Origin of the sequence: Micromonospora sp. NPDC023888 (genome assembly GCF_040639415.1) — a bacterium.
Lineage (GTDB): Bacteria > Actinomycetota > Actinomycetes > Mycobacteriales > Micromonosporaceae > Micromonospora.
In genome coordinates, this window is the sequence record NZ_JBEZZW010000009.1 from 1 (window position 1) to 12560 (window position 12560).

General features: G+C 70.1%; 12 protein-coding genes. 5 read left to right on the top strand and 7 right to left on the bottom strand.

Annotated features, from left to right (window positions below):
* Positions 1-124: 124 nt before the first annotated feature.
* Positions 125-835: a cytidine deaminase gene (locus AB0F61_RS10315; protein WP_357806588.1), complete on the bottom strand. Its 711-nt coding sequence runs from the start codon at positions 833-835 to the stop codon at positions 125-127.
* A gap of 89 nt (positions 836-924) precedes the next feature.
* Here AB0F61_RS10315 and AB0F61_RS10320 point away from each other — a divergent pair, with 89 nt between their 5' ends.
* Positions 925-1518, top strand: a complete 594-nt coding sequence (locus AB0F61_RS10320; RefSeq protein WP_357806591.1) for a TetR/AcrR family transcriptional regulator — start codon at positions 925-927, stop codon at positions 1516-1518.
* A 4-nt stretch (positions 1519-1522) separates the two neighbouring features.
* Positions 1523-2533, top strand: coding sequence for a type I glyceraldehyde-3-phosphate dehydrogenase (gene gap / locus AB0F61_RS10325; RefSeq protein ID WP_357806595.1), 1011 nt, complete (start codon positions 1523-1525; stop codon positions 2531-2533).
* Positions 2534-2638: 105 nt separating this feature from the next.
* On the opposite strand, the gene AB0F61_RS10330 is transcribed toward gap, so the two are convergent.
* The 5 genes from AB0F61_RS10330 to AB0F61_RS10350 form a co-directional block, all read right to left on the bottom strand.
* The gene (locus AB0F61_RS10330; protein WP_357806599.1) at positions 2639-3919 is read right to left on the bottom strand and encodes an ABC transporter permease; all 1281 of its coding nucleotides are present in this window, start codon (positions 3917-3919) and stop codon (positions 2639-2641) included.
* Between the two features lie 3 nt (positions 3920-3922).
* Positions 3923-5296, bottom strand: a complete 1374-nt coding sequence (locus tag AB0F61_RS10335; RefSeq protein ID WP_357806602.1) for an ABC transporter permease — start codon at positions 5294-5296, stop codon at positions 3923-3925.
* Positions 5293-6900, bottom strand: coding sequence for an ABC transporter ATP-binding protein (locus AB0F61_RS10340; RefSeq protein ID WP_357807119.1), 1608 nt, complete (start codon positions 6898-6900; stop codon positions 5293-5295). The genes AB0F61_RS10335 and AB0F61_RS10340 overlap by 4 nt, the downstream gene beginning before the upstream one ends.
* A 189-nt stretch (positions 6901-7089) precedes the next feature.
* Entirely contained in the window at positions 7090-8157 is a 1068-nt protein-coding gene (locus AB0F61_RS10345; protein WP_357807121.1) for a BMP family ABC transporter substrate-binding protein, read from the bottom strand.
* Positions 8158-8434: 277 nt separating this feature from the next.
* Entirely contained in the window at positions 8435-8776 is a 342-nt protein-coding gene (locus AB0F61_RS10350) for a hypothetical protein (RefSeq protein WP_355031947.1), read from the bottom strand.
* A 145-nt stretch (positions 8777-8921) separates the two neighbouring features.
* Here AB0F61_RS10350 and AB0F61_RS10355 point away from each other — a divergent pair, with 145 nt between their 5' ends.
* The 3 genes from AB0F61_RS10355 (at position 8922) to AB0F61_RS10365 (ending at position 12060) form a co-directional block, all read left to right on the top strand.
* Entirely contained in the window at positions 8922-9968 is a 1047-nt protein-coding gene (locus AB0F61_RS10355) for a LacI family DNA-binding transcriptional regulator (RefSeq protein ID WP_357806606.1), read from the top strand.
* A gap of 32 nt (positions 9969-10000) precedes the next feature.
* On the top strand, positions 10001-11482 hold the full coding sequence (locus tag AB0F61_RS10360; RefSeq protein WP_357806609.1) for a glycoside hydrolase family 13 protein: 1482 nt from the start codon (positions 10001-10003) through the stop codon (positions 11480-11482).
* A gap of 206 nt (positions 11483-11688) precedes the next feature.
* Positions 11689-12060 carry a VOC family protein gene (locus tag AB0F61_RS10365; RefSeq protein ID WP_357806612.1) on the top strand — a complete coding sequence of 124 codons (372 nt, stop codon included), beginning with the start codon at positions 11689-11691 and terminating at the stop codon, positions 12058-12060.
* Between the two features lie 13 nt (positions 12061-12073).
* Here the strand turns inward: AB0F61_RS10365 and AB0F61_RS10370 are convergent, their stop codons facing one another.
* A complete protein-coding gene (locus AB0F61_RS10370; RefSeq protein ID WP_357806615.1) occupies positions 12074-12511 on the bottom strand; it encodes a hypothetical protein in 438 nt (145 codons plus the stop codon).
* Between the last annotated feature and the right edge of the window lie 49 nt (positions 12512-12560).

Below are 12560 nucleotides of genomic sequence, written 5' to 3' on the forward strand. Positions count from 1 at the left end.
GCAGCCCGTCGACCGGACAGCCGTTGGCTGGACGTCCGTAGCAGGGACGCGCTGGAGCCCGTGCTGGCCGACCGGTTCCGGCTGTGCGCCCGGAGCCGGGCACGGTCGGCCCAATCCCCACAGCTCAACCAGCAGCCCAGCGCACTGGGATCTCAGCCGGCGGCTCACCCTCGCCGGCCCAGAAGATGGTGCCGGTCGCGTCGACCACCACCACACGCGGTGTCCGGGCCAGACCCCAGGTGATCGCCTCGGCCGGGTCGTCCCAGCTCGGGGCCTCTTCCAGCACCCCGGTCTCGGCGCCCGCGTCGTCGCCGGCCGACCGCTCCCAGTACGCGGTCCAGACCTGCTGCCCGGCGGACATGTCGGGGTGCACGAAGACGGTGCCGCGCCCGCGCCAGGCGGCCAGCCGCTCCGGCACCACCGGCAGCGGCGTCTCCCCGGTGACGGCTTCCAGATCCTCCACACCGAAGGCGTGCGGCAGCAGCTCGGCCATCCGCAGCGGGCGGGTCTTGCTCTCGATCAGGCACTCCGGCCCGCCGTGCTCCCAGAGCAGTTGCCGGCAGCGACCACACGGCATCAGCGGCTCACCTGTGGCGTCGACGCAGGACAGCGCGACGAGGCGACCACCGCCGGTGGCGTGCAGGCTGGAGACCACCCCGCACTCGGCGCAGAGGGTCACCCCGTACGCGGCGTTCTCCACGTTGCAGCCGACGACCACCCGGCCGTCGTCGACAAGCGCGGCCGCGCCGACCGGGAACGTCGAGTACGGCGCGTACGCGTGCCGCATCGCGTCGGTGGCGGCGGCGCGCAACCGCGCCCAGTCAATGTCGGTCATGCCGTCATTCTGCCGAAGCAGCCCTGGTCAGGAGCGGGCAGGGCCGAGTCGTGGAGCAGTCTGTACCTACTGGTATGTACAGTGGTGCCATGGAATCCCGACAACTACTGGTCGAGACCATGAGCGAGCTCATGTGGGAGCGCGGCTACGCCGACACCAGCCCGCGTGACGTTCGCGAACGGTCCGGCGTGGGCCAGGGCAGCATGTACCACCACTTCCCGACCAAGCGGGATCTCGCGCTCGCCGCCCTTGACCGCAACGTCGCCGACCTGCTGCCGGCCGCGTCCGAACTCGACGATCCGGGCGACCCGATGGCCCGGATCGAGGCATACCTGATGCGTCCCCGCGACGCCCTCAAGGGCTGCAAGGTCGGCCGGATGACCCAGGACCCGCAGGTCCGCGAGGACCCAGTGCTGCTCGCCCCGGTGGCGCGCGCGTTCGCCCAGGTCCGCGTCAGCTGGGTCAAGGTGCTACGCGAGGCCATCGCCGCAGGCGAACTGCGGGACGACCTCGATCCGGAGCAGCTCGCCAACACCCTGATGGCCGTCCTCCAGGGCGGCTACGTGCTCGCGATCGCCCAGCAGGACCCGGGCCCGTTCGACGATGCCCGCGCCGGCGCTCTCGGCCTGCTCCGGGCCGCGGCGCCAACCGGCCCCACCCAGGAAGACAAGAGGAGGAAGTGAAGCCATGACGGTACGCATCGGCATCAACGGGTTCGGGCGGATCGGGCGCACCTACCTGCGCGCGGCCCTGGCGAACAACGCCGACGTCGAGGTGGTCGCGGTCAACGACCTCACCGATGCCCGCACGCTGGCCACCCTGCTCGAGTGGGACTCGGTCTCCGGCCATCTGGACGGCGTCGCCGTCGACGGCGACGCGATCACCGTTCAGAGCACGCGCATGAGGGTCTTCGCGCAGTCCGACCCGGCCACCATCCCCTGGGGCGACGTCGGCGCCGACGTCGTGATCGAGTCCACCGGCCACTTCACGGACGGCGGCGCGGCGGCAGCCCACCTCAAGGGCGGCGCGAGGAAGGTCGTCATCTCGGCGCCGGCCAAGGGGGACGTCCCCACGTTCGTTCTCGGAGTGAACGACGACAGGCTCGACCCGGACAGCCACGACGTCTTCTCCAACGGCTCCTGCACCACCAACTCGCTGGCCCCGCTGGCGAAGGTGCTCAACGACTCGTTCGGCATCGAGTCGGGACTGATGACGACGATCCACGCCTACACGGGCGACCAGCGGCTCCACGACGCGCCACACTCCGACCTGCGCCGGGCCCGCGCGGCAGCCGTCTCGACCATCCCGACGTCGTCGGGCGCGGCAAAGGCGATCGGTAAGGTCATCCCGGAACTCGACGGGCGTCTCACCGGCGCCGCGCTACGCGTCCCGGTGGCGACGGGCTCGATCACCGACCTCACCGTGGTCCTCCGCCAGAGCGCCGACGTCGAGGACGTCAACGCCGCGTTCCGCGAGGCCGCCGCCTCCCCGCGTCTGCGGCGCTACCTGCAGTACTCCGAGGCACCATTGGTCTCGGCGGACATCGTCGGCAACCCCTACTCGTCGATCTTCGACGCGCCGCTGACCGAGGTCGTCGGCGACCAGGTCAAGGTGTTCGGCTGGTACGACAACGAGTGGGGGTTCTCCAACCGCCTCGTCGAGTTCTCCGAGCGGATCGGAGCGACAGCGGCGGCCTGACGCCGAGGGCCACCAGGGCGTACCCGGAGAGTGTCCGGGTGGGTTGGGCGGGCGGCCGCTGTGCTCGTGCCCGGCGGGGAAAGCCCGCCGGGCACGGCTGGGGTGTCAGCCCTTGATGTACGGCTTGCCGTCGGCGGCCGGCGCGCGGACCCGACCGACCAGCCCGGCGACCGCCAGGATGGTCGCCAGGTAGGGCAGCATGGCCAGGAACTGACTGGGGATCGAGCTGCTGATCGCGCCCAGGTAGGTGGCGAGCTGGTCGGCGAACCCGAAGAAGAGCGCGGCGAGCAGCGCGCCGGTCGGGTTCCACCGGCCGAAGATCAGTGCGGCCAGCGCGATGAAGCCCTTGCCGCCGATCATGTTCTTGGTGAACGAGTAGAGCGCCAGCGTGTAGGACGCGCCGCCGATGCCGGCGACGACCCCGGCCAGCAGCACGTTGCGGTAGCGCACCCGCAGCACCTTGACGCCGAGCGTGTCGGCGGCGATGGGGTGCTCGCCGACCGAGCGGGTCCGCAGCCCCCACCGGGTGCGGAACAACCCGATGTGGATCACGAGGACCAGCAGCAGGCCGAGGTAGAGGAAGATGTTGCCGCGGAACAGCGCCGGCCCGAGCACCGGGATGTCCTTCAGCAGGGGGATCTCCCAGTTGCTGAAGCGGGGTGCGCTGTTGTATTTCGGCGCGTCGGTCTGCATCAGCCGCTCGTAGAGGAAGCCGGTGACGCCGACCGCCAGCAGGTTGAGCACGATGCCCATGACGACCTGGTCGACCAGGTAGCGGATGGCGAAGACGGCCAGCAGCAGTGAGATGAACGCGCCGCCGAGAGCGGCGGCGACCAGACCCACCCAGACGCTGCCGGAGATGCTGCCGAACAGCGCGCCGCTGAAGGCGCCCATCAGCAACTGGCCCTCGATGGCCACGTTGACCACGCCGGACCGTTCGCAGAGGACCCCGGCGAGCGCGCCGAAGATCAGCGGCAGGGCCAGGATGAACGTGCCCCGGATGATGTTGACAAGCGGCATGAAGTTCTGGCCGGCCGGCGCGGCGGAGATCTGCCAGCAGAGGAACGAGAGCACGAAGCCGACGAGCCCGACGCCGAGCACGGGGAGGAACCACCGCTTCGGCACCCCGGCGAGCAGCGCCGCGCCGGCGGCGATCGCGATGATCCCGAACAGGATCGCCCCGATCGTGCCGTTGATCTCCAATGCGGCACCGGCCGCGTCGTCGCTGAGCGTGAACCGGGCCTGCTGGTTGGTGGCGAGCGCGCCGAAGAGCACAGCGGCCAGCAGGCCGAGCCCCAGCAGCGTGAGGCCGACCTTGCGGCTACGGGTCCAGAAGCCCTCGTCGACCGGAGCGACAGCGATGTCGGGGACAGCCATGGTGGACATGAGTTACCAGCCCTTCGCCAGGCTCGTCTGCAACCGGGCGGCACGCGCGGCCCGGAGCTGGAAGATCGCCTTCACCAGGGCCGGCGCGGCGATGAAGATGACGATCAGCGCCTGGAGCACTGTCACCAGCTCCAGCGAGATCCCGGAGTACGACTGCATCCGGTTGCCGCCGGCCTGCAACGCCCCGAACAGCAGCGCGGCCAGCAGCACCCCCCAGGGCTTCACCCGGCCCAGCAGCGCCACCAGGATGCCGTCGAAGCCGATCTGCGCGACCACAAGCGGGGTCAACGCGTTGGCGGTCGAGCCCAGCACCATGTTCGAGCCGCCGAGGCCCGCCAGGATGCCGGCGAAGACCATGATCAGGATGTACGTCCGCGTGACGCTGATGCCGGCGGTGCGGGCGGCGTCCGGGTTGGCGCCGACCGCCCGCAGCTCGAAGCCGAGCGTCGAGCGGTTCAGCAGCCAGGCGACCGCCCAGGTGGCCAGCACTGCGAGCAGGATGCCGGCGTGCACCCGCAGGTTGTCACCGAGCAGCCGGGGCAGTTGGGCGGAGGTGTCCACGGCCTTGCTGATCGCGTCGGTACGGGTCGGGTCCTGCACGCCGTCCTGCACGATCAACCACGTGAGCAGGTACGTGGCGACGTAGTTGAGCATGATCGTGGTGATCACCTCGTGCGCGCCGGCGCGGGCCTTGAGGATGCCGGGGACGAATCCCCAGATCGCCCCGCCCAGAGCACCGGCCAGCACGGCCACCAGCAGGTGCAGGCCGGGCGGCAGGGGCAGCAGGAAACCGGCAAGCGCCGCCAGGATCACGCCGACGGTGGCCTGACCCTGGGCGCCGATGTTGAACAGCCCGCCACGGAAGGCCAGCGCCACCGACAGGCCCGTGAAGACAAGCGGCGCCGTGTAGGTGAGCGTCTCGGAGATCGGCGCGAGCACCGCCTGCCAGCTACCGGTGCCGTTCAGCCAACCGGAGAACGCCTCGGGGTCGAAGACCGAGCCCTTGAACAGGTTCGCGTACGCCTCGCTGACCAGCGTCCAACTGGAGTTGATCGCGTCGGACGGTCGGGAGGTGATGTACGAGTAGGTGGAGAGCACCGTCGGATCGGAAATGATCATCAGCACCGCACCGACCACGATCGCCAGCACCAACGACAGCAGGGTCACCGTGAAGGTGTTGGCCGCCCAGAGGTTGTCCACGAACAACCGGCCCAGGCTGGGCTCGGGCCGCTGGTCCGGCGCTGACGTCACAGTCGAACGGTCCGGCTCGGTCGCCGACTCGGCCCGTTCGGTGTTGTCGAGCGCGTCCTGCGCGGCCTGCGCCTCGCTCGTCGGCTCCTTGTCCGGCGAGCCGGGCTGCGTGATTCGCTCGCTCATGCCTTGTCCTCGTTCGCGGGGCCGGCGTCGCTCGTCGGGCCTCCGTCGGCCGCACCGGGCTCGTCGGCGGCGGTTGTCGCGACGGCGTCGTGGGCCTCGTCTGGGCTGATGCCGGCCATCAACAGGCCGATCTCCTCACGCGGGGTGTCCGGGCCGACGACGCCGATGATCCGACCGCGGTACATCACCGCGATCCGGTCGGCCAGCCCGATCACCTCGTCGAGTTCGCTTGACACCACCATGACGGCGGTGCCGATGTCCCGCTCGCGGATGATCTGGCTGTGGATGAACTCGATCGACCCGACGTCGACGCCACGGGTCGGCTGGGCGGCGATGAAGAGCTTCAGTGGCCGGGACAACTCCCGGGCCACGATCACTTTCTGCTGGTTGCCGCCGGAGAGGGTGCCCACCGCCGCGTCGGCAGATGACGTGCGGACGTCGAACTGCTCGATCCGCTCCTTCGCCGAGGCCGCGATGGCATCCGGCTTGAGCGCGAGCCCGGCACCGAACGGCGGCCGGTCGTAGATGTCCAGCACCAGGTTCTCGGCGACGCTGAACTCCTTGACCAGGCCGTCCACGCTGCGGTCCTCGGGCACGTAGCCGACGCCCGCGCGGAGCACCTTCTTGGGCTTCCAGCCGTCGATCCGGTCGCCGACCAGGCTGACCGTGCCGGCGAGCACCGGCCGCAAGCCCATGATCGCCTCGATCAGCTCGGTCTGACCGTTGCCCTGTACGCCCGCCACGCCGAGCACCTCGCCGGCGCGCACGGTCAGGTCCACGCCGTCGACCGCGCGGATCTGCCGGTCGTCGTCGACGACGAGCCCGGCCACCTCCAGCACCGGGTCGCCCGGCGTGGCCGGGGACTTGTCCACGGTCAGCCGGACGTTGCGCCCGACCATCAGGGCCGCCAACTCGTCCCGGCTGGCCTCCGGCGAGGCGGTGCCCACGGTCTTTCCGCGTCGGATCACCGTGATCCGGTCGGCGATGGCCTTGACCTCGCCGAGCTTGTGGGTGATGAAGACGATCGACTTGCCGGCCGCCTTGAGCGACCGCATGACCGTCAACAGTTCCTCGGTCTCCTGCGGGGTGAGCACGGCGGTCGGCTCGTCCAGGATGAGCAGGTCGACGTCGCGGGTGAGCGCCTTGACGATCTCGACGCGCTGCTGGATGCCGACCGGCAGGTCCTCGATCACCGCGTCCGGGTCGACCCGCAGGTTGTAGCGCTCGGACACCTCGGCGACCTCGCGGCGGGCGCGGCGGCGGTCCAGGAAGCCGGCGATGCCGCCCCGGGTCTGCTCGGCGCCGAGCATGATGTTCTCGGCGACGGTGAAGACCGGCACCAGCATGAAGTGCTGGTGCACCATGCCGATTCCGGCGCCGATGGCGTCGGACGGGCCCTTCAGCTTCAACGGCTTGCCGTCGACCAGGATCTCGCCCTCGTCGGGCTGGTAGAGCCCGTAGAGCACGTTCATCAGGGTCGACTTGCCCGCGCCGTTCTCGCCGAGCAGGGCGTGGATCTCTCCAGGCTCCACCGTCAGGTCGATGTGGTCGTTGGCGACCAGATCACCGAACCGCTTGGTGATGCCGCGCAGTTCGAGTCTCAGCGCAACCTCCTGGAGTGCGAGCGATGGTGCAGCCTAGCTGCCGTCAACCCGACCGGAGCGGCCCGGTTGACGTGGTGCGCGATCGGCCGCTCCGGCCCCACGGTCACCCGCGGGGCCGGAGCGGCCGGTCGGTCGTACCTGTCCCCCGCCGACCTCTCCGAGGATCTCACCGGAGGGGCCGGCCGGTTGTCACTTGGTCGGCTGGGCCTTCGAGGTGACGGTGATGGTGCCGGCGGCGATGTCCGCCTTGATCTTGTCGATCTCCGCCTTCAGCTCGGCCGGAACCTTGCTGTCGAAGTCGTGGTACGGGGCGAGCGAGACACCGTTGTTGGCCAGGGTGCCGACGAAGCCCGGCTTGGCCGGCAGCTTGTCGCCGGCAGCGGCCTTGACCACGGCCTCCTTGACGGCCCCCGGGATGTTCTTGACCACGGTGGTGATGATCGCCGCGCAGTCCGGGGTGCTCTGGCAGCCGTCGACGTCCACCCAGATGGTGCTGTACTTGCCGCCCGAGGCCTTGGCCGCGGCGGTGGTGCCGAGGCCGGAGCCGCCGGCGACCGGCATGATGATGTCCGCGCCCTGGGCGACCAGCGCGTCGGAGACCTTCTTGCCCTCGTCCTGCTTGGCGAAGTCGTTGGTGAAGGAGCCCTTCTGGGTCTCCTTGTTCCAACCCAGCGCCTGGACGTTCTTCTTCTTGGTGGTGTTGAAGTACGCCACGCCGTCGACGAAGCCGTCCATGAAGATGGTGACCGGCGGGATCGGCAGGGCGCCGTAGGTGGCCACCTTGCCGGTCTTGGTCATTCCGGCGGCCAGGTAGCCGGCCTGGAACGCGGCCTGGGCGGTGTCGAACTGCATCGGGTAGATGTTGTCCAGCCCGGGGTTGGCGTCGACGATGCCGAACTCCTGCTTCGGGTTCGCCGCCGCGATCTTCTTGGTGGCGTTGGCCATCAGGCCACCGACCGCCAGGATGAAGTCGCACTTCTGGTTGACGTACTGCGTCAGGTTCGGCTCGTAGTCGGCCTCGGCCTTCGACGCGACGAACTTGATGTCGATGTTGTCGTTGGCGGCCTTGGCGTCCTTCAGACCCTGCCAGGCCGAGGCGTTGAACGACTTGTCGTCGATGCCGCCGACGTCGGTCACCATGCAGGCGCTGAACTTCTTGGCGCCACTGCCGGCGTTGTTGTCATCCTTGGGGGCCTCGCCACAAGCGGCGGCGGTGAGCGCGAGCCCACTCACCGCGACGATCGAGGCGATCCGCATCCCACGCACCGAGCGCAAGACGTCTCCTTCCCATTGCACACCGCGCCTAGTGCGGTGGCAGCCCATCAGCCGACCTGCGGTGTGCCGCCGGCTGTCCCACGTTACGGACGGGAGCGTACGCCCGCGCCCACCCACCGGCCGACAATCGTGCACGACTGTTGAGCGCCTGTTACCCGGGTGTAACCCTTGCGTGGGGCACGTCACTCCTGGTGCTGGTAACGGCGTGTCCAGGCGTCCGCAACGTCCGTTTTCCCGGGGCGGCGGCCCCCCTCGGACGTTACCGCCAAAAGACCGCGACCGCCGCGTTGACCAGGGTCAGACCGACTATCGCGAGGAAATGACCGCGGTTCACCACGTCCCGCTTCCGGGAGAAGAAGACCATGACGAAGATCAGCAACGCGATGACCAACTTCGTCACAAGTTTGGCGGGTGCCGGCTCGTCGCCGTCGCGCAGCGGAGCGGAGAGGCCGAGCCCGGTCAGCAACTGGATCACCGCCCCCCAGAGCATGGCCGGGTTGATCCGGAGCCGGCCACTGATGTATTGGGCGATCGAGCCGCCGAGCAGCAGGGCGAAGCCGATCAGATGGACATAGAGGAGAATGAGTCGCAGCGCTTCCACGTCGCCCATCCTCCCCCATCAACGACAGTTTGTAGTAGGGGGTCCGGCCCGTCGGCGCGTCCACGACGATCGGCAAGGTATTGCCGTCCTTGCAATGGCTTGCAGGGCGCTCCGCAAGAACTTGCCGGTGGGCTAAAGTGCCGCCATGCGCGCTCGACTGTCCGACATCGCCCAGCAGGCCGAAGTCAGCGAGGCCACGGTGTCGCGGGTGCTCAACGACCGCCCCGGAGTGGCAGCGGAGACCCGGCAGGCCGTCCTCACCGCACTTGATGTGCTCGGCTACGAGCGCCCCGCCCGGCTGCGCAAGCGCAGCGCCGGGCTGGTCGGCCTGGTGGTGCCGGAGCTGGACAACCCGATCTTCCCCGCCTTCGCCCAGGTCATCGAGTCGACCCTGGCGCAGAGCGGGTTCACCCCGGTGCTCTGCACCCAGACCGCCGGCGGCGTGACCGAGGACGAGTACGTGGAGATGCTGCTGGACAGGCAGGTCTCCGGAATCGTCTTCGTCTCCGGTCTGCACGCCGACACCGCCGCCAACCACGACCGCTACCGGGCGCTGCTCGCCCGGCCGCTGCCGGTCGTGATGATCAATGGGCACGTGCCGGACATCGGCGCCCCCTTCGTCTCCTGTGACGACCGGGAGGCCGCCGAGCTGGCCGTCGCCCACCTGGTCGCGCTCGGGCACCGACGGATCGGCCTGGTCACCGGCCCCGACCGGTTCGTCCCGGTGCAGCGCAAGGTGTCCGGCTGGCGATCGGCGATGACCCGACTCGCCGGTGTCGCGGAGGCCAACCTCGGCCCACTTGCCGAGCTGTCGCTGTTCGGTGTGGAGGGTGGCGAGGCGGCGGCCGGCCGGCTGCTCGACCGCGGTGTCACAGGCGTGGTCTGCGGTTCCGACCTGATGGCGCTCGGCGCGATCCGGGCGGCCCGCCAACGCGGTCTGCGCGTGCCCGACGACGTCTCAGTGGTCGGCTACGACGACTCGCCGCTGATGGCCTTCACCGACCCGCCGCTGACCACCATGCGGCAGCCGGTCGCCGCGATGGCGGTGGCCGCCGTCCGGGCCCTGGTGGACGAGATCAACGGGTACGGCGCTCCGCACTCGGAGTACCTGTTCCGTCCGGAGCTGGTGGTGCGCGGCTCCACCGCTGTCGTACCGAGCGCCGCACGGCTGCCTTACGCAAGATCTGCTTGACTCTTGCAGCTCCCGGGCGGCATATTGCTCCGATGATCAGCACCGCCACCCCGCCCCACACCGATGATGACCACTGGTGGCGCTCCGCGGTCGTCTACCAGGTGTACGTCCGCAGCTTCGCCGACAGCGACGGCGACGGCACCGGCGATCTCCAGGGCATCCGGCAACGCCTGCCGTACCTGCGCGACCTCGGGGTGGACGCGCTCTGGCTGACTCCCTTCTACACCTCTCCCATGATCGACGGCGGGTACGACGTCGCCGACTACCGGGACGTCGACCCGATGTTCGGCACCCTCGCCGAGGGCCGGGGCGCGCACGGCGAGCTGCCCCCGAACGACTGGGAGAGCATCTTCGGCGGCCCCGCCTGGACCCGGGTCGCGGACGGCCAGTGGTACCTGCACCTGTTCGACCCCGCCCAACCGGACCTGAACTGGCGGCACCCGGAGGTCCGCGCCGAATTCGAGGACGTGCTGCGGTTCTGGCTGGACCGGGGCGTGGACGGATTCCGCATCGACGTGGCCCACGGCATGATCAAGGCCGAGGGGCTGCCGGACGTCGGCTTCAGCACGACGACCACCGGCCAACGTCAGGTCGAACTGCTCGGCAGGGGTCGGCTCCCCTACTTCGACCAGGACGAGGTGCACGAGATCTACCGCGCCTGGCGGCCCATCCTGGACAGCTACCCCGGGGGTCGGATGGCGGTCGCCGAGGCGTGGGCCGAGACACCCCAGCGCCTGGCCCGCTACATCGGCCCGGACGAGTTGCACCAGGCGTTCAGCTTCGACTTCCTCGACGCCACCTGGTCGGCCGACTCGTTCCGCAAGGTGATCGACACGGCACTTGCCGAGGCGAGCGTCGTCGGGGCCCCGACCACCTGGGTGCTGTCCAACCACGACAAGCAGCGGCACGTCACCCGCTACGGCGACGGTGCCGAAGGGCTGCGCCGGGCCCGCGCCGCCAGCCTGCTGATGCTCGCCCTGCCCGGCTGCGCCTACCTCTACCAGGGTGAGGAGTTGGGCCTGCCGGAGGTCCTCGACCTTCCGGACGAGCTACGCCAGGACCCGGCGTTCCTGCGCACCGGCGAGAGCCGCGACGGCTGCCGGGTGCCCATCCCGTGGGGCGGCGAGCTGGCCCCGTACGGCTTCGGGCCGGCCGGCAGCGAGCGGAGCTGGCTGCCCGCTCCGGCAACCTGGCGGGCCCTGTCCGTCACCGCGCAGACCGGTGTGTCCGGCTCGACGCTGGAGCTGTACCGGGCCGCGCTGCGGATCCGCCACCAGCACCCGGCGCTTGCCGACGAGGCGAACGGGATCACCTGGCTGGAGAGTGAGCCGGGCGTGCTGGCCTTCGCGCGCAGCGCCGGCGACACCGCGCTGACCTGCGTGGTCAACCTCAGCGGCGCACCGGTCCGGATCGACGGGTACGGCCAGCCGCTCGTCGCCAGCGACCTGCTCACCGGGCCGGACGCCGGCCACCTGCTGCCCGTCGACGCGGCTGTCTGGTTACAACGGCGCTGAGCGGGTAACACGTTCTCGACCTGGTCGTTCGTTGTGCCCCGCGCCGACGGGCGGCTGGGCTACCGGCCCCTTGTGGTGGGGGGTGAGGTGTCACCGGTGCCGCGCGGAGTCCGCTCCGCGTGGCGCCGGTGTCCGTTTGTTTCCGGGGTGTGGCCGGCCGCCGCCGCGGGTACCGCATCGGGCACCGTCACTACGGAGGTGAACCCATGGGGGTACGGATCGCGCAGTGCACACTCGACGTCGAGGACCTGGACCTGATGGTCGCGTTCTGGTCCGCGGCGCTCGGCTACGAGGTCGAACAGGGCGACGACGGCAGCGCCAAGCTCTGGCCGCCGGGGCAGTCGTCGGCCGCCGCGCCCACCGTGTGGTTGCAGGGCTCGGGCACCGCCAAGCGGGGCAAGAACCGGCTGCACCTCGACCTGGTCGCGGACGCGGACCCAAAGGCCGAGGTACGGCGGCTACTGAGCCTCGGTGCGCGGCACGTCGACGTCGGACAGACCGGGACCGAAGGGTTCACGGTGCTCGCCGACCCGGAGGGCAACGAGTTCTGCGTGCTGGACGGCCCGCCGACCCGCTGACGCCGTTCCGCCGTCACTTGGCGGTGAGCAGCGCCGCGATCCGGGTGAAACCGGCGCGCACCTCGGCCTCGTCCGGCGGCTCGGCGGGCTCACCGTGGCCCGCCTCGTCGGCGGCGGCGTCCAACTCCTCGTCGATCACGTCGTCGAAGTCGCCGTACAGATCGGCCCCCTCGACCTGCCTCGCCTCGTCCTCGGCGGCGACCTGTGCGGCGGCGATCTCACTGCGGATCTCGTCGGCGGACAGCGCCGGCAGCAACGGCTCCACCACCGCCATCAGTTGCTCCTCTGCCACCACCGCCTCGGCCAGCGCCAACGCGTGCGGCCGCTCGTACGGCCCGCAGACCACCGGCTCCCACTCGTCCAGGTCACCGAGCGGACCGAAGGTGATGATCCAGGGCAGCCCGAGCAGCGGCGAGTCGGCCGGCAGGTCAAGTGTCATGAGTGCGCCCACCGGCTCATCATGGTCCGCGAACGCGAGCACCGACGGCTTTCGGCTCAGT

What these genes read in the sequence shown, in the direction of transcription:
- AB0F61_RS10315 (WP_357806588.1), bottom strand. Translation starts at nt 835, where the DNA reads ATGACCGACATTGACTGGGCGCGGTTGCGCGCCGCCGCCACCGACGCG.
- AB0F61_RS10320 (WP_357806591.1), top strand. Translation starts at nt 925, where the DNA reads ATGGAATCCCGACAACTACTGGTCGAGACCATGAGCGAGCTCATGTGG.
- gap (WP_357806595.1), top strand. Translation starts at nt 1,523, where the DNA reads ATGACGGTACGCATCGGCATCAACGGGTTCGGGCGGATCGGGCGCACC.
- AB0F61_RS10330 (WP_357806599.1), bottom strand. Translation starts at nt 3,919, where the DNA reads ATGTCCACCATGGCTGTCCCCGACATCGCTGTCGCTCCGGTCGACGAG.
- AB0F61_RS10335 (WP_357806602.1), bottom strand. Translation starts at nt 5,296, where the DNA reads ATGAGCGAGCGAATCACGCAGCCCGGCTCGCCGGACAAGGAGCCGACG.
- AB0F61_RS10345 (WP_357807121.1), bottom strand. Translation starts at nt 8,157, where the DNA reads ATGCGGATCGCCTCGATCGTCGCGGTGAGTGGGCTCGCGCTCACCGCC.
- AB0F61_RS10355 (WP_357806606.1), top strand. Translation starts at nt 8,922, where the DNA reads ATGCGCGCTCGACTGTCCGACATCGCCCAGCAGGCCGAAGTCAGCGAG.
- AB0F61_RS10360 (WP_357806609.1), top strand. Translation starts at nt 10,001, where the DNA reads ATGATCAGCACCGCCACCCCGCCCCACACCGATGATGACCACTGGTGG.
- AB0F61_RS10365 (WP_357806612.1), top strand. Translation starts at nt 11,689, where the DNA reads ATGGGGGTACGGATCGCGCAGTGCACACTCGACGTCGAGGACCTGGAC.